The sequence below is a fragment of the Pseudomonas sp. R1-1 genome, assembly GCF_051132135.1.
Taxonomy (GTDB): domain Bacteria; phylum Pseudomonadota; class Gammaproteobacteria; order Pseudomonadales; family Pseudomonadaceae; genus Aquipseudomonas.
Genome location: NZ_CP071663.1, coordinates 1820617 through 1843437, shown reverse-complemented (window position 1 = coordinate 1843437; position 22821 = coordinate 1820617). Strand labels below are relative to the sequence as shown.

Annotated in this window: 19 protein-coding genes; 8 read left to right on the top strand and 11 right to left on the bottom strand. The window is 61.2% G+C overall.

Annotation, left to right across the window (positions count from 1 at the left end; genetic code table 11):
- Window positions 1–232: 232 nt before the first annotated feature.
- A complete protein-coding gene (gene mtnA / locus J3P75_RS08470) occupies window positions 233–1309 on the bottom strand; it encodes an S-methyl-5-thioribose-1-phosphate isomerase (protein ID WP_206415881.1) in 1077 nt (358 codons plus the stop codon).
- A 108-nt stretch (window positions 1310–1417) separates the two neighbouring features.
- Between mtnA and J3P75_RS08465 the strand changes: the two genes are divergently transcribed.
- The 5 genes from J3P75_RS08465 to J3P75_RS08445 all read left to right on the top strand — a co-directional run bounded on the left by J3P75_RS08465 (window position 1418) and on the right by J3P75_RS08445 (window position 6285).
- Window positions 1418–2752, top strand: a complete 1335-nt coding sequence (locus J3P75_RS08465) for a TRZ/ATZ family hydrolase (protein WP_434709910.1) — start codon at window positions 1418–1420, stop codon at window positions 2750–2752.
- 58 nt (window positions 2753–2810) lie between these two features.
- On the top strand, window positions 2811–3509 hold the full coding sequence (gene ubiG / locus J3P75_RS08460) for a bifunctional 2-polyprenyl-6-hydroxyphenol methylase/3-demethylubiquinol 3-O-methyltransferase UbiG (RefSeq protein WP_434596471.1): 699 nt from the start codon (window positions 2811–2813) through the stop codon (window positions 3507–3509).
- A 2-nt stretch (window positions 3510–3511) separates the two neighbouring features.
- On the top strand, window positions 3512–4183 hold the full coding sequence (gene mupP / locus J3P75_RS08455) for an N-acetylmuramic acid 6-phosphate phosphatase MupP (protein WP_206415883.1): 672 nt from the start codon (window positions 3512–3514) through the stop codon (window positions 4181–4183).
- A 73-nt stretch (window positions 4184–4256) separates the two neighbouring features.
- A complete protein-coding gene (locus J3P75_RS08450) occupies window positions 4257–4997 on the top strand; it encodes a YciK family oxidoreductase (protein ID WP_434709909.1) in 741 nt (246 codons plus the stop codon).
- A gap of 361 nt (window positions 4998–5358) precedes the next feature.
- Window positions 5359–6285: a GGDEF domain-containing protein gene (locus tag J3P75_RS08445; RefSeq protein ID WP_203418944.1), complete on the top strand. Its 927-nt coding sequence runs from the start codon at window positions 5359–5361 to the stop codon at window positions 6283–6285.
- A 525-nt stretch (window positions 6286–6810) separates the two neighbouring features.
- On the opposite strand, the gene J3P75_RS08440 is transcribed toward J3P75_RS08445, so the two are convergent.
- The 7 genes from J3P75_RS08440 to J3P75_RS08410 form a co-directional block, all read right to left on the bottom strand.
- Complete coding sequence (locus tag J3P75_RS08440) at window positions 6811–7572, bottom strand: TenA family transcriptional regulator (RefSeq protein ID WP_434709908.1); 762 nt, start codon at window positions 7570–7572, stop codon at window positions 6811–6813.
- Window positions 7573–7651: 79 nt separating this feature from the next.
- Window positions 7652–10111: an EAL domain-containing protein gene (locus J3P75_RS08435; protein WP_434709907.1), complete on the bottom strand. Its 2460-nt coding sequence runs from the start codon at window positions 10109–10111 to the stop codon at window positions 7652–7654.
- Window positions 10112–10312: 201 nt separating this feature from the next.
- Window positions 10313–12139, bottom strand: a complete 1827-nt coding sequence (locus tag J3P75_RS08430; RefSeq protein ID WP_434709906.1) for an ABC transporter ATP-binding protein — start codon at window positions 12137–12139, stop codon at window positions 10313–10315.
- Entirely contained in the window at window positions 12132–12767 is a 636-nt protein-coding gene (locus J3P75_RS08425) for a DsbA family protein (RefSeq protein ID WP_434709905.1), read from the bottom strand. The genes J3P75_RS08430 and J3P75_RS08425 overlap by 8 nt, the downstream gene beginning before the upstream one ends.
- Before the next feature lie 2 nt (window positions 12768–12769).
- Window positions 12770–13711 carry a rhodanese-related sulfurtransferase gene (locus J3P75_RS08420; protein ID WP_090285086.1) on the bottom strand — a complete coding sequence of 314 codons (942 nt, stop codon included), beginning with the start codon at window positions 13709–13711 and terminating at the stop codon, window positions 12770–12772.
- Between the two features lie 162 nt (window positions 13712–13873).
- On the bottom strand, window positions 13874–14173 hold the full coding sequence (locus J3P75_RS08415; RefSeq protein ID WP_090285088.1) for a BolA family protein: 300 nt from the start codon (window positions 14171–14173) through the stop codon (window positions 13874–13876).
- 12 nt (window positions 14174–14185) lie between these two features.
- Window positions 14186–14701: a DUF2059 domain-containing protein gene (locus J3P75_RS08410; protein ID WP_090285089.1), complete on the bottom strand. Its 516-nt coding sequence runs from the start codon at window positions 14699–14701 to the stop codon at window positions 14186–14188.
- Between the two features lie 192 nt (window positions 14702–14893).
- Between J3P75_RS08410 and J3P75_RS08405 the strand changes: the two genes are divergently transcribed.
- Window positions 14894–16288, top strand: coding sequence for a class II fumarate hydratase (locus J3P75_RS08405; protein WP_434709904.1), 1395 nt, complete (start codon window positions 14894–14896; stop codon window positions 16286–16288).
- 104 nt (window positions 16289–16392) lie between these two features.
- Here the strand turns inward: J3P75_RS08405 and J3P75_RS08400 are convergent, their stop codons facing one another.
- Entirely contained in the window at window positions 16393–17352 is a 960-nt protein-coding gene (locus J3P75_RS08400) for a DMT family transporter (protein WP_434709903.1), read from the bottom strand.
- A gap of 209 nt (window positions 17353–17561) precedes the next feature.
- On the opposite strand from J3P75_RS08400, the gene J3P75_RS08395 reads away from it, so the two are divergent.
- Window positions 17562–17756 (top strand): DUF6316 family protein, encoded by a 195-nt coding sequence (locus J3P75_RS08395; protein ID WP_434709902.1) that lies wholly within the window; start codon window positions 17562–17564, stop codon window positions 17754–17756.
- Between the two features lie 112 nt (window positions 17757–17868).
- Here J3P75_RS08395 and J3P75_RS08390 read toward each other — a convergent pair whose 3' ends face one another.
- Together J3P75_RS08390 and pap are read right to left on the bottom strand one after the other, a co-directional pair.
- On the bottom strand, window positions 17869–19053 hold the full coding sequence (locus J3P75_RS08390) for a thiolase family protein (RefSeq protein WP_203418950.1): 1185 nt from the start codon (window positions 19051–19053) through the stop codon (window positions 17869–17871).
- A gap of 100 nt (window positions 19054–19153) precedes the next feature.
- The gene (pap, locus tag J3P75_RS08385) at window positions 19154–20668 is read right to left on the bottom strand and encodes a polyphosphate:AMP phosphotransferase (protein WP_434709901.1); all 1515 of its coding nucleotides are present in this window, start codon (window positions 20666–20668) and stop codon (window positions 19154–19156) included.
- A 173-nt stretch (window positions 20669–20841) separates the two neighbouring features.
- Between pap and mnmC the strand changes: the two genes are divergently transcribed.
- Window positions 20842–22821, top strand: a complete 1980-nt coding sequence (mnmC, locus tag J3P75_RS08380) for a bifunctional tRNA (5-methylaminomethyl-2-thiouridine)(34)-methyltransferase MnmD/FAD-dependent 5-carboxymethylaminomethyl-2-thiouridine(34) oxidoreductase MnmC (protein WP_434709900.1) — start codon at window positions 20842–20844, stop codon at window positions 22819–22821.

Here is a 22821-nt window from a genome sequence, read left to right as displayed (position 1 = left end):
CACCTATCCCCCAGATGCGCATGGAGCATAGTTAGTTGACCGGTGACAGGCTTGAGGGGGACGAGAGAGGCTCAGAGCTTCTTTGAATGTGAAATCCGGGGCAGGTTTTGAGTTGTTTATTGACTTTTCTGGCCTCATCGCGAGCAGGCTCACTCCTACAGGGTTTGCGCCGGACACAAAATTGTAGGAGTGAGCCTGCTCGCGATGGCGACCTTGCAGACGCCACAGTCCTTCAATGCAGGCGCTTGCGGCACATCAACTGGGCCATCTTGGCGGTGTCCGGGCGTTCGACGATGCCCTTTTCGGTGACGATCGCATCGATCAGGTCCGCCGGCGTTACATCAAACACCGGGTTGAAGGCTTCAACATCCGCACCGACGCGCTTGCCGCCGACTTCGAGCAATTCGGCGCCGGCGCGCTCTTCGATCGGGATGTCATCACCGCTGGCCAGGTTCATGTCGATGGTCGAGCTCGGCGCGACGACCATGAAGCGCACGCCGTGGTGCATGGCGTTGACCGCCAGTTGATAGGTGCCAATCTTGTTGGCCACATCGCCGTTGGCGGTGATGCGGTCGGCACCGACGATGACCCAGGTCACGCCTTTGGTTTTCATGATGTGCGCGGCGGCGGAGTCAGCATTGAGGGTTACCGGAATGCCTTCGTTGGCCAGCTCCCACGCGGTCAGGCGCGAACCCTGTAGCCAAGGACGGGTTTCGTCGGCGTAAACGCGTTCGACCATACCTTCAATATAAGCCGCGCGAATCACCCCCAGGGCCGTGCCGAAACCGCCGGTTGCCAAGGCGCCGGTGTTGCAGTGGGTGAGGATCGCCTGGGCATTGCCCTGGTGTTTGCGGATCAGGTCGACGCCCAACTGGGCCATGGTCAGATTGGCTTCGCGATCGCTCTCGTGAATGGCGATGGCTTCGGCCTCCAGCGCCACCAGCGGATCGGCATTGCCTTTGAGGCGGTCGAGGCGATCATGCATGCGCCCCAGCGCCCAGAACAGATTGACTGCGGTCGGACGAGAATCGGCCAACAGCGCAAAGTCTTCCTCCAGCGCCGCGTACCAGTCACCACCCTCGGCGATCCGCGCGCGGGCCGCGAGCACAATGCCATAGGCCGCGCTGATGCCGATGGCCGGTGCGCCACGCACAACCATCGAGCGGATCGCCTCGGCCACGCCGGCGGCGCTGGTGTAGGCGATCCAGGTTTCTTCAAACGGCAAAATACGCTGATCCAGCAGGTGCAGCGCGCCGTCTCGCCAATCGATGGCCTTCACTTTCTCCGCAGCCAACAGTCGATCGCGCATCCCACACCCCGCACTCATGAACAAAAGCCGCCGATTATAGCGATCCCCCCGCGAAGACGCTCGGGTATACTTCGCCATCCTTTACAAAAGCACTGGAACCGACTCCCGATGCCCAAACCTGCCATTGCGCTCGACCTTTTATTGCTGCCGACCTGGCTGGTCCCCGTCGAACCCGCTGGCGTCGTACTCAAGGAGCACGGCCTGGGCATCCGCGACGGTTGTATCGTGTTTATCGGCCCGCGCGCCGAAGCGCTGAAGTGTAACGCCACTGAAATCCGTGAATTGCCGGATGTGCTGCTCGCCCCGGGCCTGATCAATGCCCATGGCCACGCCGCGATGACGCTGTTCCGCGGCCTGGCAGACGATCTGCCGCTGATGACCTGGCTGGAAAATCACATCTGGCCGGCCGAGGCCAAATGGGTCGATGAAGATTTCGTCCGTGACGGCACCGATCTGGCCATTGCCGAGCAGATCAAGGGCGGCATCAGCTGTTTTTCCGACATGTACTTCTACCCCAAGGTCGCCAGCGAGCGCGTGCACAACAGCGGCATTCGCGCGCAGATCGCCATTCCGATCCTCGACTTTCCGATTCCCGGCGCAAGCAGTGCCGATGAAGCCATCCGTCAGGGCGTCGAGCTGTTCGGCGATCTGAAGCATCACGATCGCATCAAGGTTACTTTCGGCCCTCACGCACCGTACACCGTCGGCGACGAGAACCTCGAGAAAATCCGCGTGATTGCCGAGGAACTGGACGCCGCGATTCACATGCACGTCCATGAAACCGCGTTCGAGGTCCAGCAGGCAGTCGAGCAGACCGGCGAACGGCCACTGGCGCGCCTCGGTCGCCTCGGCCTGCTCGGCCCGCGTTTCCAGGCCGTGCACATGACCCAGATCAGCGATGACGACCTCGCGCTGCTGGTAGAAAGCAATACCAGCGTGATCCACTGCCCGGAGTCGAACCTCAAACTGGCCAGCGGTTTTTGCCCGGTCGAGCGTTTGTGGCAGGCTGGGGTGAATGTCGCGGTCGGCACCGATGGCGCCGCCAGCAACAACGATCTCGACCTGCTCGGGGAAACCCGCACCGCGGCATTGCTGGCGAAAGCCGTTGCCGGCTCGGCCACCGCGCTGGACGCCCACCGTGCGCTGCGCATGGCCACGCTCAACGGCGCGCGGGCACTGGGGATCGACGCGCAAGTGGGCTCGCTGGAAATCGGCAAAGCCGCCGACATCGTGGCTTTCGATCTGTCCGGCCTGGCGCAGCAACCGGTGTATGACCCGGTTTCGCAGCTTATCTATGCCACCGGTCGCGATTGCGTGAAACACCTGTGGGTCGCCGGCAAACAACTGCTCGACGACCGGCGCCTGACGCGCATGGACGAACAGCAACTGGGCGCCACCGCACGCCACTGGGGTCAGCGCATCAGCGGCCACACCGAATCGTAAACACCGTGGAGCAGACTCCGCGGCTACAGCCTTTTTGAAGTTTTTCGAGGAATTGAACATGAGCAACGTCGACCACGCCGAAATCGCCAAATTCGAGGCCCTGGCCCATCGCTGGTGGGACCGCGAAAGCGAATTCAAACCGCTGCACGACATCAACCCGCTGCGCGTCAACTGGATCGACGAGCGGGTCAATCTGGCCGGCAAGAAAGTTCTCGACGTCGGCTGCGGCGGCGGCATCCTCAGTGAAGCCATGGCCCAGCGCGGCGCGACCGTGATGGGCATCGACATGGGCGAAGCGCCGCTGGCGGTCGCGCAACTGCATCAACTGGAGTCCGGCGTCAGCGTCGAATACCGGCAGATCACTGCCGAAGCGCTGGCCGAAGAATTGCCCGAGCAGTTCGACGTGGTCACCTGTCTGGAAATGCTTGAGCACGTGCCGGACCCATCGTCGGTCATCCGCGCCTGCTTCCGCATGGTCAAACCCGGCGGCCAGGTATTCTTTTCGACCATCAACCGCAACCCGAAGGCGTACCTGTTCGCGATCATCGGCGCCGAATACATCATGAAGCTGCTGCCGCGCGGCACCCACGACTTCAAGAAATTCATTCGCCCCTCCGAACTGGGCGCCTGGAGCCGCATGGCTGGCCTGACCGTCAAGGACATCATCGGCCTGACGTACAACCCGCTGACCAAGCACTACAAGCTGTCCAACGACGTTGACGTCAACTACATGATCCAGACCCTGCGCGAGGAATAAGCATGGCTATCAGAGCGGTTCTTTTCGACATGGACGGCACCCTGCTCGACACGGCGCCGGACTTCATCGCCATCTGCCAGGCCATGCGCGCCGATCGCGGCTTGCCGCCGATCAACGACAAGCACATCCGCGACGAAATTTCCGGTGGCGCCAAAGCCATGGTCGCGGTGACCTTTTCGATGGACCCGGAATCGCCGGGTTTCGAGGAGTTGCGTCAGGAATTTCTCGAGCGCTATCTGGTCGGCTGCGCAGTGCACAGCAAGCTGTTCGACGGCATGGCCGAGTTGCTGGTCGACATCGAAAAGGCCAACCTGATCTGGGGCGTGGTCACCAACAAGCCGGTGCGTTTTGCCGAGCCGATCATGCAGCGACTGGGGCTGGCCGAGCGTTCGGCGCTGCTGATCTGCCCGGACCACGTGAAAAACAGCAAGCCCGATCCGGAGCCGCTGACCCTCGCGTGCAACATGCTTGATCTGGATCCTGCGAGCGTTCTGTTTATCGGCGATGATCTGCGCGACATCGAATCCGGCCGCGCCGCCGGCACCAAGACGTGTGCGGTGACTTACGGCTACATCCACCCGGACGATCACCCGCGTCACTGGGGCGCGGACGTGGTGGTGGATCATCCGCTGGAGTTGCGCAAGGTGCTCGATAACGCGCTGTGCAGTTGCTGAACCTGACGCGAAACGGCACAGGCTGGATTCCCGTACGGAGCGCGGGCGCTCTGACTCTTGAAGAGGTTGTTTTATGTTTGATTACACCGCTCGTCCCGAATTGCTCAAGGATCGGGTCATTCTGGTCACCGGTGCCGGTCGCGGCATCGGTGCAGCGGCGGCGAAAACCTACGCCGCCCATGGCGCCACGGTGCTGCTGCTGGGCAAGACCGAAGCCAATCTGACCGAGGTCTACGATGCAATCGAAGCAGCGGGCCATCCGCAACCGGCGGTGATTCCGTTCAACCTCGAAACCGCCCTGCCCCATCAATACGATGAGCTGGCGGCGATGATCGAAACCGAGTTCGGCCACCTCGACGGCCTGCTGCACAACGCCTCGATCATCGGCCCGCGCACGCCGATCGAACAGTTGTCCGGCGAGAATTTCATGCGGGTGATGCAGGTCAACGTCAACGCGATGTTCATGCTGACCAGCACCCTGTTGCCGCTGCTCAAACTGTCGCAGGACGCCTCGGTGGTGTTCACCTCCAGCAGCGTCGGCCGCAAGGGTCGCGCCTATTGGGGCGCGTACGGCGTGTCGAAGTTCGCCACCGAAGGCCTGATGCAGACGCTGGCCGATGAGGTCGACGGTGTCGCGCCGGTGCGATCCAACAGCATCAACCCCGGCGGCACCCGTACCAGCATGCGTGCACAGGCTTATCCGGGGGAAAACCCGCTGAACAACCCGACCCCGGAAGAGATCATGCCGGTGTACCTGTACCTGATGGGCCCGGACAGTACCGGCATCAACGGCCAGGCGTTCAACGCGCAGTAACCGCCATACGTCGCTTTTGTTGCCGCGGCAGATTGCTGTCGCGGCAGACCTTTGCCGCCTGCAACCGTAACAAATCAGCCAATTTCCCGGCAGCGGCTCGCTCGACGGTTATTCAACCTGTTGATTTGAATCGATTTAAATTAAAGCGAACCGATTGGCATGAGTTTCGCTCTAACCTTCCTTAAAGCATGCCGTGTGAAGGCAATGGGGCGAGGCCGATTTCGATAGCTGACTGATCGTCATCCGGCAGACTAGACTTACGCCAGATGTCCTACGGGACTGACGGACCAGTATGACGCGCAGCCCATCGCCGCCTCACCCAGCCTGTAAGACAGACTTACTGCTTAGGGGCTCACGCCATATGAAATCACCCACCCAGACCAATGCGATTGACTTCGACAGTGCGAAATTGCAGCGCCTGGGCTTTGGTCAACTGCCTCCCCTGCTGGAGCGACCGGCCAGCCTGGCGCAACTGCGCCAGCAAATGAGCCTGCAACTGCAGACCAGCCTCGAACCGCAACGCATTCTCGGTCTGTTTTTCCGTGAAGTTCAGCGCCTGGTGCCGCTGGACGCCCTGGTTTATGCGCACCAGGGCAGCGATCTGCGCCTGGAGTTCGGCAGCCGCGGCCATCACTCGATCAGCTATAGCCTGAGCCATGAAGGCGAGCATCTGGGCGAAGTGGTATTCCGCCGCAACCAGCGCTTCAGCGAGCTTGAACAAGGCCAACTGGAATCGTTGCTGTCGTCCTTGCTGTACCCGATGCGCAACGCCCTGCTCTATCGCGAAGCGACGCAGAGCGCGCTGCGCGATCCGCTGACCGGCGCCGGCAACCGCATCGCCATGGAGCAGACCCTGCAACGCGAGATCGACATGGCGCGGCGTCATCAACAACCGTTGTCGCTGCTGATGATCGACATCGACCACTTCAAACGGGTCAATGACAGTCATGGCCACAGCGCCGGTGATAATGTGCTCAAAGCGATCGCGGCGACGCTGAAGGCGCAGTTGCGCAATGTCGACATGGTGTTTCGCTATGGCGGGGAAGAGTTTCTGATCCTGCTGTCCAACACCAGCCGCGAGGCTGCGGCAATGGTCGGCGAACGGCTGCGCCATGCGACGCAAACGGCCGAGTATTACGCCGATGGCCAACTGATCGAGCTGACGGTGAGCCTCGGTTGTTCGACTTTGTTGCCGGGCGAATCAGCCGACAGCCTGCTGCGCCGGGCGGACAGTGCGCTGTATGTGGCCAAACGTGAAGGGCGTAACCGCCTGGCAATGGCGGGCTGAGTTTTCCCAGCCACCACAAAACAATGGAGCGAGCCTGCTCGCGATGCGGTGGGTCAGCCAATGCGATCATTGAATGACACACCGCTATCGCGAGCAGGCTCGCTCCCACAGGGGTTCTGTGTGAGCCACTGAATTTCGAAGCCACCACAAAACAATGTGGGAGCGAGCCTGCTCGCGAAGGCGTCAGTCCAGCCGAATCAGCAGCGACTGGCAGTCCGCAATCGCGAGCAGGCTCGCTCCCACAGGGGTTCTGTGTGAGCCACTGAATTTCGAAACCACCACAAAACAATGTGGGAGCGAGCCTGCTCGCGAAGGCGTCAGTCCAGCCGGAATCAGCAGCGACTGGCAGTCCGCAATCGCGAGCAGGCTCGCTCCCACAGGGGGTCTGTGTGAGCCACTGAATTTCGAAACTACCACAAAACAATGTGGGAGCGAGCCTGCTCGCGAAGGCGTCAGTCCAGCCGGAATCAGCAGCGACTGGCAGTCCGCAATCGCGAGCAGGCTCGCTCCCACAAGGGGGGTGCGTTAGTTCTCGACTACTGCCCTGCGCTCGCGGTTATGCACTATGCGCTCCGAGGTTTCCAGTTGCATGCAGCGTTCAAGGAACAGGTACATGTAGTCGTAGCTTTTGCAGATCGCCTGGCGCAGTTCGGCCTGCAAGGCTTTGCTTGGGTTCATGCCGGCCAGGGTGCAGATGATTTCCAGGGCTTCCCAGGGATGCGCATCGTCGTACTGCGCATGCATTTTCAGCCACTTCATCGCACGCTTGCGCTCCTCTTCAGGGAACGCAGCAGCGTAGACGCCGGTAGAGCAGACCACCGCCGACCACTCCCCGGTCGCGCCTTCGATGGCGTAGTTGGTCGCGGCGATGGCGACGATCAGCGAATCGGCTGAACTGGTGTGCCAGCACCAATGACTCAACGCGTGCAATTCCGGTGGCACCTGTTGGGCCTGGAGGTCTTCCAGGCTGACGCCATGGGCCCGGCTCCAGTGCACCCAGTAATCGGCGTGATTGAGTTCGACGCGGATGTTGCGCATCAGCCAGCGTCGCGCCATGTCCTCGCCCGGATGGCGAGCGAATCGGGTCTTGGTGAGGTTCTGCGCCATGTACAAGGCAAATTGCTCAACCACCGGCCAGCCCCCGATCAGGTACTGACGCATGGTTCTGGCGCTGAGCTTGTTATCACGCATGCGCAGGTAAAGTTCATGTTCGACAACCCGGCGCTTGCTCTCGCTGCAATCCTGAATCAGCTGTTGTGCCCAGCCAGGATAACTTGCAGCTTCCATGAGGGGTCCGGTTCGGTTGAATGTGTCGATCACTGTTCGGCTCCTTTTGAGTTGTGATTGTAAGGATCGGCAGAAAACTTCAACGGAACGTGCCAGGCGCTTTGAATAACAGCGGCTGCGGTCTGGCGGGTCTACTTTGCAAACTGTCACAGGTAAACAACTGCGGGCGTTCGATGACATAACCCTGAGCGTAATCGACTCCGATTTCAAGCAATGCCTGCTCGATCTGGGTTGTTTCAACAAACTCGGCAATTGTCTGCTTGCCCATGACATGCCCGATGTGATTGATCACTTCGACCATCGCCCGGTTAATCGGGTCGTCCAGCATGTCCTTAACGAAACTTCCGTCGATCTTCAGGAAGTCTACAGGCAAATGTTTCAAATAAGCGAACGAAGACATTCCGGCACAAAAATCATCCAGCGAAAAGTAGCAACCTAAGCCTTTGAGTTCATTAATGAATCTGATCGCACTGCCTAAATTTGCAATTGCACTGGTTTCGGTAATTTCAAAACAAATCATTTCAGGCGGTATGTTGTAGTTAACGAACTGTTCGCGCAGAAAGTGCAAGAACGCGTCATCTCCTATAGTAATGCCTGACAGATTAATCGCACACATTGCTAATGGCCGTTGATGTTCCTGGGCAATACATTGGGCAATAACTTTAAATACGTTCTGAACTACCCAACGGTCTAGTTGAGTCATCAAGCCATAACGCTCGGCCGCCGGAATGAAACTGTCCGGCAAGATCATCCGCCCGGACTCATCGTGCAGACGCAGCAGAATCTCGATGTGCCCAGCCTCGCCGTGACTCGGTTTGAGCGGGGCGATTTCCTGGGCGTACAGACAAAAGCGGTTTTCTTCCAGGGCCATGTGCAGCCGCTGCACCCAGGCCATTTCCCCAAAGCGCAGCGACAGCTCGGAGTCATCGGCATGGTAGACCTGCACGCGATTGCGGCCCTTTTCCTTGGCCATGTAACAGGCCATATCGGCAGCGCGCAGCGAGGCTTCGAGGGTGGTCGGCGTCTGCGCGACATGCACCAGGCCGATACTGACTGTGGTCAGGAAAGGTCGGCCCTTCCAGACGAAATGCAGGTTCTGCACGGTGTGACGCAGCGCCTCGGCAATCTTCTCTGCCGCCTCCGGCGCGCAGTTTTCCAGGAGAATGCCGAATTCGTCACCGCCCAAACGCGCGAGCGTATCGCCCTCGCGCAAGCCCGATTGCAGCAGCGTGCAAATGTGCCGCAACAGCTCATCGCCGGCGGCGTGACCGCAGGTGTCGTTGACCAGCTTGAATTGGTCCAGATCGAGAAACATCAGCGCATGCCGCCCGGCCTTACGTGTGAGGTTGTGCAGCGCCTGCTCGAGGCGATATTCGAATTCACGGCGGTTGGCCAGCCCGGTCAGCGCATCGTGAGTGGCCTGCCACGACAGGTTGGCGATGTACTGGCGTTCCTGCGTCATGTCGTGCAGCACCAGCACCGTGCCACTGACCTTGCCGGCATTGCGGATCGGCGCACCGACCAGGGTTACCGACAAGGTGCTGCCGTCCAGGCGCTGGATCAGTTTCGAATGCTCGCTGCCGCCGCTGAGCTTGCCGCTGAGAATGTGCTCGATCAGCGTCAGCCCTTCGGCCTGGGCATTGTCATCGAGCAGGTTGAACAACGCCGAGAGTGGCAGGCCAGCGGCCTGCTCGGCCTTCCAGTGAGTCATCGCTTCCGCGGCCGGATTCATGTAATCGATAGCGCCGCTGACGTCGGTGGTGATGACGCCATCGCCGATCGAATGCAAGGTGACGTGCGCACGATCCTTCTCCAGTTGCAGCGCCTCGGCGAAGGCGTGACGTTGCTTGAGCAATTTGTGCGTACGCCACAGCGCCAGGACGATCAGCCCCAGCGCCGTGGCCAGATTGGTGAACAGCAACAGGCGCATGATCATCCGCGAGCCTTCGCCCAAAGCATCGCTGAAGGCTTTGGCAGCCGGGGTTACGGCATCGTTGATGTTGAAGATGCGCGTCTTCCAGTGCTGGATATCGGCGTCGCTCGCAGAGTTCTGCGAAATGCCGCGATGCATTTCCTGAGCGACGTCATCGAGTTGGTCCAGATAGGCATCACCAACCGTCCAGCGATCGATGGCGGTTTCCAGATAACTGAAATGGCGAAAATTGAGGTACAGCCAGATCAGACTGGAGACGTCATCGGGGTGGTTGCCACCCTTGAGAATGCCTTCACGTGCTGTGGCAAGATCAGGTGGCTGGCGGTCCAGCGCCAGGCGCAACTGATGGCCGCCCTGCGGTACGCCGATCGCGTCGCGATACTTGAGGAAGATCGCCTCGTCACGGCTGTCGGCATACAGATTGAGGTAATAGATCGCGTCTTTCTGGCCTTTGGACCAGAGACTTTCCCCGGCAACGTAGCCGCGCACGGCCGAGAGCACGTACAGACTCACGCCACCCAACAACGCTTGAAACAGCACAACGGCAATAAATGGCCAGACGATGCCCAACAACCGTGGCGTTCCGAGAGTCCGCTTTTGCTTCATGAGATCCCTTGCGCAAGCACTGCCAGATGAACACCGGAAAATCCCGCTCCTGACAGCTCAGCCTAGGCTAATTTTCGACATGTCAAAGGGACAGCTCTGCCGTCCTCTACGTCGATCGCGCAAGCCGCCGGCCCGAAGTAGCGTTCGAAGGGGTTTTACTCGATGCAATTCAAGCACTAAGCACAGAAACCACGCTGAATTTCAAGGCCGCTGGATCTGCTGCAGATGGCCGTAGAGCTTGGCATATAGCCCGCCGTCGGCAATCAATTGCTGATGATCGCCGTCTTCAGCAATCTGACCGCCGTCGAACACCAGTACGCGATCGGCCTGCTTCACCGCCGACAAGCGGTGGGCGATGATCAGCGTGGTGCGGCCATTGAGGAAGCGCGCCATGGCCTGATGCAGGTTGTATTCGGTGGCGGCGTCGAGGGCCGAAGTGGCTTCGTCGAGAATGACTACTTTCGGCTCGGCAAGGATCATCCGCGCGATCGCCAGGCGCTGGCGCTGACCACCGGACAAGCGCACGCCGGAGCGCCCGACGATGCTGTCGAGGCCGTTGGGCAAGGCACGCACAGTGGCTTCGAGCTGGGCGATTTCCAGCGCCTGCCAGCACGCTTCGTCGCTGCGGGTGCGGCCCATGGTCAGGTTGGCTCGCACTGTGTCGTTGAACAGCGCCGGATGCTGCAAAACCACCGCGACGTTTTCCCGCACGGTTTCCAGGCCGATGTCCTGCTGGGTCGAACCACCGAAACGGATGGTCCCGGCCAGCGGCGTGTACAGCCCGAGAAGCAACTGCACCAAGGTACTTTTACCGCCACCGCTGGCACCGACGATGGCGACTTTCTCGCCCGGCGCAATCGACAGGTTCATCTGATCCAGCACCAGCTCATCGCCATAGCCGAAACTCAGACCTTGCACCTGAATGCCGACGGTGTCGCGACCCTTGAACGGATCGACGCCGCCCGGGTATTGCGGCTCATCGGCGCGTGCCAACAGTTCGTTGATCCGCGCCAGCGCGCCGCCCGCCGCGTAATAGGCGTATTGCAGATTGAGCAGTTGCTCGACCGGACCGATCATGAACCACAGGTAACTGAACACCGCGAGCATCTGCCCGATCGACAGGTCGGAAAACAGCACGGTGAGCATCGCCGCCGCGCGGAAAATATCGATACCGAACTGGAACAGCAAACCACTGGCACGGTTCGAGGCGTCGGTTTTCCACTGCGAATTGACCGCGTAGTTGCGCACTTCCTGCGCGCGCAGGCCGAGGCGACCGAGGAAAAACCCCTGGCGATTGCCGGCGCGCACTTCCTGAATCGCATCGAGTGTTTCGCTCAGTGCCTGGGTGAAGCGTGCGGTGCTGTCGTTTTCGAGTTTCTTCAGGTGTTTGACGCGTTTGCCTAATTGCACCGTGGCGTAGATCACCAGCGGGTTGAACAGCAGAATCAGCAGCGCCAGCTTCCAGTGCATCCACATCAGAATGCTGGCAGTGCCGACCAGCGTGAGCATCGCCACCAGAAAGCGGCTGAGGGTTTCGCCGACGAATTTGTCGAGGGTGTCCAGATCGGTGACCAGATGCGTGGTCACCGTACCGCTGCCCAGGCTTTCGTATTCGCCGAGGGAGATGCGTTTCAGCCGTTCGATCAGGCGCACACGGATGCGGTAGACGATGTCCTTGGCCAGCCGCGCAAACAACCGCGACTGCAACACGCCAAAGCACAGCGCACTGCACCGCAAGGTCAACGTCACCACCAGCATCAGGCCGATATAGCCCGCCGCTTGCTGCCACATGCTCGGCAGAAAATGGTTCATGACTTTCAGCGCGGCATCGCCATGACCGAGCAATACTTCGTCGACCAGCAACGGCAGCAACAGCGGAATTGGCACGCTGCACAGGGTCGCCAGCACGGCCACGCCGTTGGCGATCCACAGGGATTTTTTGTGCGTAAGTGCCAGGCGCCGGACTTCGGCCCAGCTCAGCCGGTCACCATGCTTGCCAGCTGCCGAGTCATCGCCAAGGTCAGGCACAGGCGGCGCGCTCCAGCCAGCGACCGAGTAACGGCGCCAGCTCGCTGAGCGGTTGATAGCCGTTGGTCAGCAATGCCAGTTGGCCGTTGCGCTCGGCGAGCAGGGTCGGGAACCCGGCAATGCCCAGATCCTGCACCCAGGTGAAATCGGCCAGAGTGGCTTTGTATTGATCGGCATGATCAAACAACGCGGCGAACTCGATGCGCGGCACACCTGCCTGCTCGGCGAGCTCGACCAGCACGCTGGCCTGGGTGACGTCGCGACCTTCAACGTAGAACGCCTGCTGGATCAGACCGACCAGCGTCCAGGCGCAATCCGGCGCCAGACTGCGCGCGGTGACGATGGCGCGGCAGGCCGGTTCAGTGTCATAGACAAAACCGTCCGGCAATGCGCCCTCCAGCTTGAATGGCTGGCCGGTGGCCTCGGTGACCGCCTGCCAGTGTTCAAGAATATAGCGCCGCGTGGTCGGTTCCAGCGCCGCGCCGCTGCCGGTGCGCAAACCGCCGACCACCAGATGCAGCTCGACCCCGGCTGCCTGCGCCTGCTCGACCAAGGCCCTGGCCACCGGAGCAAAACCCCAGCACCACGAACACATCGGATCCATCACATAGAGCAGGCGCGCAGACATGGTTAGGCCTCGGTGGATGCTTGCTTGTAGTTGTAACCGATCGGGTGCGGCTGGTTACGCGCCTTGGCCAGTTCGATCTGCTTTTGCCGGTCGATGGCGCTGCGGCGGGTTTTCTCGCTCAGCTTGTCCCAGCAATGCGGGCAACTGATGCCGGCCACGTAATGCTCGGACGCACGATCTTCAACGCTGACCGGAGTGCGGCAGGCATGACATTGATCGTAGTCGCCTTCGCTGAGGTCGTGGCGCACGGTGACGCGGTTGTCGAACACGAAGCAGTCGCCCTGCCACCTGGTTTCTTCCTGCGGCACCTCTTCGAGGTACTTCAGAATGCCGCCCTTGAGGTGATAAACCTCTTCGAACCCTTCGCCGAGCATGTAGCTCGAGGCTTTTTCACAGCGGATGCCGCCGGTGCAGAACATCGCGACCTTCTTGTGCACGGCCGGATCGAAGTGTTCTTTGATGTACTCGGGGAATTCGCGAAAACTGGTGGTTTTCGGATCAATGGCGCCTTCGAAAGTGCCGATCGCCACTTCGTAATCGTTGCGCGTGTCGATCAGCAGCACTTCCGGGTCGCTGATCAACGCGTTCCAGTCCTGCGGCTCAACGTAGGTGCCGACCTTCTTGTTCGGGTCCACGCCTTCGACGCCAAGGGTGACGATTTCTTTCTTCAGCTTGACCTTGGTGCGGTAGAACGGTTGTTCGTCGCAGTACGATTCCTTGTGATCGATGTCGATCATGCGTGGATCGTTTTTCAGCCAGGCGAGCAGGCCGTCAATGCCTTCGCGGGTGCCGGAAACAGTACCGTTGATGCCTTCTTCGGCAATCAGCAGAGTGCCTTTGATGCCGTTGTCGACCATCGCTTGCAGCAGCGGCTCGCGCAGGTCAACGTAATCTTCGAGGGTGACGAACTTGTACAGTGCCGCCACGACAATCGGTTGTGTCATGGGTATTTCTCCAGGTGGCTACCCTCGCAAAGGGTGAACCGGATTCAAAAAAAAACGCGCCGGCTAAGCGGCGCGTCGGGATTTTAGCAAAAAAGCAGCTACAAGCTCCAAGCTTAAAGCGGCAAGCCAAAACTCATCCGCCGTTCACTTGCAGCTTGCCGCTTATCGCTGATCTCCTCCGGCACAAGTTGGCGACGCCGGTGCGGCGCCCACTTCTGCCCATTCCTGCGGGGTGTAGGTGTGCAGCGCCAACGCATGGAACTCGCCCATCAGCTCGCCGAGCGTGCCGTAGACTTTCTGGTGGCGCTTGACCCGATTCAGGCCTTCGAACTGCGCGCTGACCACCACTGCCTTGTAGTGCGTCTGTAACCCGCGACTGTGCATGTGGCTTTCGTCCAGCACTTGCAGATGCTCAGGCTGAAGCAGGCCCAGCGTCGATTCGATGCGTTGTTGCATGGTCATCATGAACTCCGCTTACTTCTTCTTGGCCGGTGCAGCGGCCGGGGTCAGCTCTTTGGTCATGTCGTCGAGCAGCTTGTTGACCACTGGCACGGCGCTTTCCAGCTTGCCTTGGGTCATCTGTGCCGATTGCTGGGTCAGCTGAGGCATTTTTTCCAGGACCTTTTTGCCCAGTGGCGACTGGTAGAACGCGACCAGGTCTTTGAGCTCGGATTCGCTGAAGTTGCTGGTGTAGAGCTTGACCATGTCAGGCTTGAGCTTGTTCCAGCCAATGGCCTGGTCCAGCGCGGCGTTGGCCTTGGCCTGGTAGGTTTCGAGGACGGCTTTCTTGGCCTCGGGAGCTTTGGTCTGCTCAAAACGCTGGGCAAACATTTGCTGCACTTGCATGTACACCGGAGTGCCCAGTTTGTCAGCGTGAGCCAGGGTCAGGAAGGCTTCGGCACTGGCGTTGTGGCTGGCGGTATCGGCAAGCACCTGGCCGCTGGCGCAAACCAGTGCAACCGCGGTGCAGATGGCACGAAGACGAGTCATCGAGTTTCCTTTTAAGCAAAGCGAGGTCAAACCCCAAGGGCGACCATTCTGCGCCTAACGATTGCCGTGGCTCAACCCCCAAGCCTTGCCGCGCTTGATTGAGCCGGTCGGCCAGTCAACAATCGAGTCGATGGAACCACCACGGCCGATGCCGGCCTAAACTGCGCAAACAGACCAACAGGAGTGTGCACGATGAGCCGTATCGAAACCGACAGCCTGGGCCAGATCGAAGTCCCGGACGACGCTTACTGGGGTGCTCAGACGCAACGCTCGCTGATCAACTTCGCCATCGGTCAGGAACGCATGCCGCTACCGGTATTGCACGCCCTGGCCCTGATCAAGAAAGCCGCTGCACGGGTCAATGACCGCAACGGCGATCTGCCTGCCGACATCGCCCGGCTGATCGAACAGGCCGCCGACGAAGTGCTCGACGGCCAGCACGACGACCAGTTCCCACTGGTGGTCTGGCAGACCGGCAGCGGCACCCAGAGCAACATGAACGTCAACGAAGTGATCGCCGGTCGCGCCAACGAACTGGCCGGCAACCCGCGCGGCGGCAAGACCCCGGTGCACCCGAACGATCACGTCAACCGCTCGCAAAGCTCCAACGACTGCTTCCCTACTGCCATGAGCATCGCCACCGCACAAGCCGTGCAGGAGCAATTGCTGCCGGCCATCAGCGAGCTGTCCGGTGGACTCGCCGAACTCGCCGCGCGCCACATGAAACTGGTCAAGACCGGGCGCACGCACATGATGGACGCGACGCCGATCACCTTCGGGCAGGAGTTGTCGGGTTTCATAGCGCAACTGGATTACGCCGAACGGGCGATCCGCGCCGCATTGCCGGCAGTCTGTGAACTGGCCCAGGGCGGCACTGCGGTCGGCACCGGGCTGAACTCGCCGCATGGTTTTGGCGAGGCGATTGCTGCAGAACTGGCAGCGTTGTCCGGCCTGCCGTTCGTCACCGCGCCGAACAAGTTCGCCGCCCTCGCCGGCCACGAACCGCTGACCAGCCTTTCCGGCGCGCTGAAAACCCTCGCCGTGGCGCTGATGAAGATCGCCAATGACCTGCGTCTGCTCGGCTCCGGTCCGCGCGCAGGTTTCGCCGAAGTGAAACTGCCGGCCAACGAGCCGGGCAGCTCGATCATGCCCGGCAAGGTCAACCCGACCCAGTGCGAAGCGCTGTCGATGCTCGCCTGTCAGGTCTTGGGCAACGACGTGACGATCGGCATTGCCGCCAGTCAAGGCCACTTGCAGTTGAACGTGTACAAACCGGTGATCATCCACAACCTGCTGCAATCGATCCGTCTGCTCGCCGACGGCTGCAGCAACTTCCATCAGCACTGCATCGCCGGGCTGGAACCGGACGCCGAGGCCATGGCCCGTCATCTGGAGCGTGGGCTGATGCTGGTGACGGCGTTGAACCCGCACATCGGTTATGACAAATCGGCGGAGATCGCCAAGAAGGCTTACAGCGAAGGGCTGACCTTGCGCGAGGCGGCGTTGCAGTTGGGGTATCTGACCGATGAAGAGTTTGATGCCTGGGTGCGGCCGGAGAACATGATCGAGGCTGGGGCCAAGGGCTGAGATCTGTAGCGTTTCTTAGTCAGTCATCGCGAGCAGGCTCACTCCTACAGGGGGAATGTGGTCCCCTGTAGGAGTGAGCCTGCTCGCGATGGCCCCGACTCGGTCTAACTGGCTGCCATCTTCATCCGCCGCGCCTTGAGCCCGGCCATCAACGACGGCCCCAGCGCCACCAGCGCCGACCCCAACACCACCAGCACCGCCCCGCCATAGCCCAGCGCATTGATCTGCTCCGCGTGCACGTACTCCGGCCAGACCCGCGCGGCCAGCGCCACCGCCGCGAACGTCACCAGCGGCGTGATCGCCAGGGTCGCGCTGACTCGCGAAGCCTCCCAATGCGCCAGCGCTTCAGCGAACGCGCCATAGGCGATCAGCGTGTTCAGGCAGCAGGCCAGCAGCAGCCAGCCTTGCAGCGGGCTCAGGTTGAGCGCTTCGAGCGGATGCACCCACGGCGTCAGCAACAAGGCGCAGAACAGGTAGATCACCATCATCACCTGCAGTGAATTCCACACCGTGAGCAATTGCTTCTGCCCCAGCGCATAGAACGTCCACACCGTCGACGCCAGCAGTACCAGCAAGACCCCGGCGGTGTAATCCGACAGCGAGGTCAACAGCTCCGCCAGACGCTGATTGAAAAACAGCCCGAAGCCGATCAGCAAGACCAGCAGACCGATGCCCTGGCCGAGACTGAAACGTTCCTTGAACACAAACAGACTGGCGATCAGCAACATGATCGGGCCCATCTGCACCACCAGTTGCGCAGTGCCGGGGCTGAGCAGGTTGAGACCCATCAGGTACAGCACGTAGTTGCCGACCAGCCCGAGCACCGCCATCAGCACCAGCCAGCCGCCCTTGGGCCCGAGCACTTTGCGACTGGGTAGACGTTTGACCGAGGCCAGATAAAGGAACAGGCAACCGCCGGACACCAGCAGGCGAAACCAGGTCACGGTGACCGGGTCCATCACCAGCAGCACCTGTTTGAGTTTGATCGGCAGAATGCCCCAGAGCAACGCGGTCAGCAGCGCGAGGAACAATCCATAGACCCAGCGACCGGACGAAATGTGCATGCGAACCCCAAAAGCCTGCTGACAAGAACTCCCATTCTAGGCGCGCATTGGACTGTGACACAGGGACAGTTGCACTCTGGCCGCGAATGCAACTGTGCAGGTCGCAGCATTATGTTGACGCCCTGCCGTTGATCGACTCGCCGCGCAGGCCAAGTGCTTCAGGCATAAGCTCAATGGACCTTCAGCCCGCTCGCCAAGGGAGATCGATGATGTTAGGCATGCGCGCCGCCGACAGCGCCCCCAGCACCCGTTTTCGCAGCAACCGGGTGTGCCGGATCAATGGCCAACTGTTTTTCAGCACCCGGGAAAATACCATGGAGGGGCCGTTTGACAGTCAGGAGAAGGCAGAGCAGGAAATCCGGGCTTATATCGCGCGGATGCAGGCAAAGCATTCCAACAGGTAAATCCGGTTGATCCCATCGCGAGCAGGCTCACTCCTGCACTTGGAACGCGTTCCCCTGTAGGAGTGAGCCTGCTCGCGATAGCTATGTTCCAGACAATGACGTTCTTACCGGTCTAACGCACCGCCTCAAACAACCCACTCGCACCCATCCCGCCACCGACGCACATGGTCACGATGCCGTAACGCAGATTACGCCGCTGCAACTCGCGCACAAGATGCCCGACCTGGCGTGAGCCGGTCATGCCGAACGGGTGGCCGATGGAAATCGAGCCGCCGTTGACGTTGTATTTCTCATTATCGATCTCCAGCCGGTCACGGCTGTACAGGCACTGCGACGCAAACGCCTCGTTCAACTCCCACAAATCGATATCCGCCACCTGCAAGCCCTTGGCCTTGAGCAGTTTTGGCACCGAGAACACCGGGCCGATACCCATCTCGTCCGGCTCGCAACCGGCTACGGTAAAGCCACGGAAAAACGCCTTCGGCTTCAGACCCAGCTCCAGAGCTTTGTCCAGGCTCATCACTAACGTCATCGACGCGCCGTCGGACAGTTGCGAGGAGTTGCCAGCCGTCACCGAACCATCGTCAGCGAATACCGGTTTCAGCCCGGCGAGGCTTTCATAAGTGGTGTCGGGGCGATTGCAATCGTCGTGATCGACCACGCCGTCGAGAATCTGCACCTCACCGCTGTTTTTGTCCTCGACGCGGTATTTGACCGACATCGGCACGATCTCGTCATCGAACAGCCCGGCGGCCTGAGCCTGTGCAGTGCGGATCTGGCTTTGAAGTGCGTAACGATCCTGCGCTTCGCGGCTGACGCCATAACGCCGCGCCACCACCTCGGCGGTCTGGCCCATCGTGTAATAGATGCCGGGGGTCTGCTGCTTGAGCAGCGGGTTGATCAGGTGATCGGTGTTGACGCTTTTCAGGGTCAGGCTGATCGACTCGACGCCGCCGGCGACAATGATCTCGCTGCAACCGGAAGCGATCTGGTTGGCGGCAATCGCAATCGCCTGCAGGCCCGATGAGCAGAAACGGTTGAGGGTCATGCCCGCCGTGCCGGTGCCGAGGCGCGACAGCACCGCGACGTTGCGGCCGATGTTATAGCCCTGCGCACCTTCATTGGAGCCGGCGCCGACGATGCAGTCCTCGACACTGGCCGGGTCGATGTCGTTGCGCGTCAACAGGGCGTTGACGCAATGGGCCGCCATGTCATCGGGGCGGGTCTGGTTGAACTTGCCGCGAAAGGATTTGGCCAGGCCGGTCCGCACGCTGTCGACGATCACCACTTCACGCATGGCATACCTCATTGTTGTCGGTTGAAAGTGGACTTGAGCATAAGTCCACCTTCTCGCCGACCGCGAGGATCATTCACCCGGCGTATGCGCGGCCATCGCTTCAGTCCTTGCGCTTCTTCGCCTGCTTGTCGGATTTTTCGAACGCCTCTTCCAGGGCGCGGTTGATCGTGCGCAGCACCTTGACCCTTGCCCAGCGCTTGTCGTTGGCCTCGACCAGGGTCCACGGGGCGATTTCGGTGCTGGTGCGATCGACCATATCGCCGACGGCGGCACGATAGTCATCCCACTTGTCGCGGTTGCGCCAGTCGTCTTCGGTGATCTTGAAGCGCTTGAACGGGATCTCCTCGCGCTCCTGAAACCGCGCCATCTGCGTGTCCTTGTCGATGGCCAGCCAGAACTTGACCACGATCACTCCAGAGTCGGCCAGTTGTTCCTCGAAATCGTTGATCTCGCCATAGGCGCGCAGCCAGTCGGCCGGCTTGCAGAAACCCTCGATCCGTTCGACCAGCACGCGGCCGTACCAGGAGCGGTCGAACACGGTGAATTTGCCGCGTGCCGGGATGTGCCGCCAGAAGCGCCACAGGTACGGTTGCGCCCGCTCCTCTTCGGTCGGTGCGGCAATCGGCACGATGTTGTACTGGCGCGGATCGAGTGCCGCCGCGACCCGGCGGATCGCCCCGCCCTTGCCGGCGGCGTCGTTGCCTTCGAACACCGCGACCAGCGCATGCCGACGCATGCGTTTGTCACGCATCAGCCCGGACAGCCGCGCCTGTTCGGTGATCAGTTGTTCTTCGTAGTCTTTCTTGTCCAGCCGGTGACCGAGGTTTAGGCTGTCGAGCAGGTTCAACTGATCGACCGGCGTGCCCAGCGGCGCGGCGCTGACCTCCTGCGGACTGACATCGGCGCGCTTGAGCGCCCCCTGCAAACCTTCCAGCAGAATCTTGCCCACCGCCAGGCTGCGGTAGTTGGCGTCAGCGCCTTCGATGACATGCCACGGCGCGTAATCGCGACTGGTGCGGCGCAACACGCGCTCACCGAATTTGACGAACTTGTCGTAGGTTTGCGATTGCTGCCAGTCCAGCGGGCTGATGCGCCAGCTGTGCAGCGGGTCGTCTGCCAGTGCCTTGAGCCGCGCCTTCATCTGTTTCTTGGACAAGTGAAACCAGAACTTGAAGATCAGTGCGCCTTCATCGCAGAGCATCTTTTCCAGACGCTCGGCAGCGGCAATCGCCTGATCCAGACGTGGGTCCTTGAACAAACCGTGCACCCGGCCCTGCAACATCTGGCTGTACCAGTTGCCGAAAAAAACCCCCATGCGCCCCTTCGCCGGAAGCATCCGCCAGTAGCGCCACGCCGGCGGCCGCGCCAGTTCTTCATCGGTCTGCTGATCGAAGGTGCGCACCTCGATCAGGCGCGGGTCCATCCACTCGTTGAGCAGTTTGACCGTCTCGCCCTTGCCCGCGCCTTCGATGCCGTTGATCAGGATGATCACCGGGAAGCGCTTCTGCTGCTGCAATTCGAACTGGGCTTCAAGCAAGGCTTCGCGCAAGGCGGGAACGGCCGCCTCATAAGTGTCGTTGTCGATGGCGTGACCGATTTCAGCGGATTCAAACATGGGGACGGCTCCTTCCAGGATTCAGCAAGACTAGCGGATTGGGCAAAACCGCGGCACAGAAATTCCAGCGCGTCGTGGATTGTCGGCGCGCCCCCGGCCGTGCGCCTTGCCTTGGATCAAGCAGCGCCGGCGCGATCGGCTAGAATGGCGACCTTGCCGTTGCCGAGCCTGCCATGAAACCTGTATTGCCCCACGCCCAGCTCGACTGGGATGACCAGGGACGCCCGCGTTCGCGAGTGTTCGATGACGTGTATTTCTCCGACCAGTCGGGGCTCGACGAAACCCGCTATGTGTTCCTTGAACAAAACCGTCTGGCCGAGCGCTTTGCCGCGCTGCCAGCGAACGGGCGACTGGTGATCGGCGAAACCGGGTTCGGCACCGGGCTGAACTTTCTCTGCGCCTGGCAGCTGTTCGAGCAACACGCCGTGGTCGGTGCGCGGCTGCATTTTGTCAGCGTGGAAAAATACCCGCTGAGCCCGGCCGATCTGCAACGCGCCCTGGCGTTGTGGCCGCAGCTCAAGTCACTGGCCGAGCAATTGCTGCGGCAGTACGTAGCGATCCACGAAGGTTTCCAGCGCATCACCCTGGCCAACGGCCGGGTGACGCTGACGCTGTTGATCGGCGATGCACTGGAGCAACTGCCACAGCTCGACGCACAGATCGACGCGTGGTTTCTCGATGGCTTCGCCCCGGCAAAAAACCCCGACATGTGGACCGCCGAACTGTTCGTCGAACTGGCGCGACTGGCGGCGCCAGGCTCCACCATCAGCACGTTCACCAGCACCGGTTGGGTACGGCGCCTGCTCAACGCGGCCGGGTTCAAGATGAAGCGCACGCCGGGTATCGGCCACAAGTGGGAGATCCTGCGGGGCGAATTCCTCGGCTGGCCGGCAGACGTGACGCAACCCCAGGCGCACAAACCGTGGTTCGCCCGCCCTGCCCCGTTGACCGGTGAACGCCGCGCGCTGGTGATCGGTGCGGGTCTGGCCGGCTGTGCGACGGCCGCCAGCCTCGCAGCTCGCGGTTGGCAGGTCAGCTTGCTTGAGCGCCACGCGGGCGTGGCGCAGGAAGCTTCGGGCAACCCGCAAGGCGTGCTCTACCTGAAGTTGTCCGCCCACGGCACGGCGCTGTCGCAACTGATCGTCAGCGGTTTCGGCTACACCCGCCGTCTGCTGGAAACCCTGCAACGCGGCACCGACTGGGACAATTGCGGGGTGCTGCAACTGGCTTTCAATGAAAAGGAAGCCGAACGGCACGCGCAACTGGCCGAGGCCTTCCCCGAAGATCTGTTGCAGTGGCTGGAGCAACCGGCGGCGCAGGCGCGCGCCGGGGTCGGTGTGGCCCATGGCGGATTGTTCTACCCCGAAGGTGGCTGGGTGCATCCGCCCGCGCTGTGTCAGGCGCAAGCCGCGCAACCGAACATCGAACTGCTCAGCCATCATGACGTACTGCAACTGCGCAAGGTCGGTGATCAGTGGCAAGCGTGGGACGGCGAGCGTCTGCTCGCCAGTGCTGCGGTGGTGGTGCTGGCCGGCGCCGCCGAAATCAAGCGCTTTGCGCAAAGCGCCGCGTTGCCGCTCAAGCGCATTCGCGGGCAGATCACGCGTCTGGCGCAAACCCCGCAAAGCGCCGCGCTGAAGACGGTGGTGTGCGCCGAAGGCTATGTCGCACCGGCGCGTCTGGGCGAGCACACCCTCGGCGCCAGTTTCGACTTTCACAGCGATGACCTGACTCCGACCGCTGCCGAACACCAGGGCAATCTGGCCATGCTCGAGGAAATCTCCAGCGATCTGGTCGACCGTTTGCACATCGATCAGCAGCCCGTGGAAAGCCTTGAGGGACGGGCCGCGTTTCGCTGCACCAGCCCCGATTACCTGCCGATTGTCGGCCCGCTCGCCGACCTGCCTGCGTTCAACCAAACCTATGCAGCGCTGAGCAAGGACGCCCGACAAGTGCCGGACAGCGCCTGCCCGTGGCATCACGGCCTCTACGTCAACAGCGGCCACGGCTCGCGCGGGCTGATTACCGCGCCGCTGTCCGGTGAACTGCTCGCAGCGTGGCTGGAAAACGAGCCGCTGCCGCTGCCGCGCAGCGTCGCCGAAGCCTGTCACCCGAACCGGTTCGCCCTGCGCAAACTGATTCGCGGCAAGTGA

Bases quoted from the DNA above. Each gene is read 5' to 3' on its own strand.
- ubiG (WP_434596471.1), top strand. From the start codon at position 2,811: ATGAGCAACGTCGACCACGCCGAAATCGCCAAATTCGAGGCCCTGGCC.
- J3P75_RS08410 (WP_090285089.1), bottom strand. From the start codon at position 14,701: ATGACTCGTCTTCGTGCCATCTGCACCGCGGTTGCACTGGTTTGCGCC.
- mtnA (WP_206415881.1), bottom strand. From the start codon at position 1,309: ATGCGCGATCGACTGTTGGCTGCGGAGAAAGTGAAGGCCATCGATTGG.
- J3P75_RS08425 (WP_434709905.1), bottom strand. From the start codon at position 12,767: ATGTCTGCGCGCCTGCTCTATGTGATGGATCCGATGTGTTCGTGGTGC.
- J3P75_RS08450 (WP_434709909.1), top strand. From the start codon at position 4,257: ATGTTTGATTACACCGCTCGTCCCGAATTGCTCAAGGATCGGGTCATT.
- J3P75_RS08420 (WP_090285086.1), bottom strand. From the start codon at position 13,711: ATGACACAACCGATTGTCGTGGCGGCACTGTACAAGTTCGTCACCCTC.
- J3P75_RS08445 (WP_203418944.1), top strand. From the start codon at position 5,359: ATGAAATCACCCACCCAGACCAATGCGATTGACTTCGACAGTGCGAAA.
- pap (WP_434709901.1), bottom strand. From the start codon at position 20,668: ATGTTTGAATCCGCTGAAATCGGTCACGCCATCGACAACGACACTTAT.
- J3P75_RS08440 (WP_434709908.1), bottom strand. From the start codon at position 7,572: ATGGAAGCTGCAAGTTATCCTGGCTGGGCACAACAGCTGATTCAGGAT.
- mnmC (WP_434709900.1), top strand. From the start codon at position 20,842: ATGAAACCTGTATTGCCCCACGCCCAGCTCGACTGGGATGACCAGGGA.
- J3P75_RS08435 (WP_434709907.1), bottom strand. From the start codon at position 10,111: ATGAAGCAAAAGCGGACTCTCGGAACGCCACGGTTGTTGGGCATCGTC.
- J3P75_RS08415 (WP_090285088.1), bottom strand. From the start codon at position 14,173: ATGACCATGCAACAACGCATCGAATCGACGCTGGGCCTGCTTCAGCCT.
- J3P75_RS08405 (WP_434709904.1), top strand. From the start codon at position 14,894: ATGAGCCGTATCGAAACCGACAGCCTGGGCCAGATCGAAGTCCCGGAC.
- J3P75_RS08465 (WP_434709910.1), top strand. From the start codon at position 1,418: ATGCCCAAACCTGCCATTGCGCTCGACCTTTTATTGCTGCCGACCTGG.
- J3P75_RS08400 (WP_434709903.1), bottom strand. From the start codon at position 17,352: ATGCACATTTCGTCCGGTCGCTGGGTCTATGGATTGTTCCTCGCGCTG.
- mupP (WP_206415883.1), top strand. From the start codon at position 3,512: ATGGCTATCAGAGCGGTTCTTTTCGACATGGACGGCACCCTGCTCGAC.
- J3P75_RS08390 (WP_203418950.1), bottom strand. From the start codon at position 19,053: ATGCGTGAAGTGGTGATCGTCGACAGCGTGCGGACCGGCCTGGCCAAA.
- J3P75_RS08395 (WP_434709902.1), top strand. From the start codon at position 17,562: ATGTTAGGCATGCGCGCCGCCGACAGCGCCCCCAGCACCCGTTTTCGC.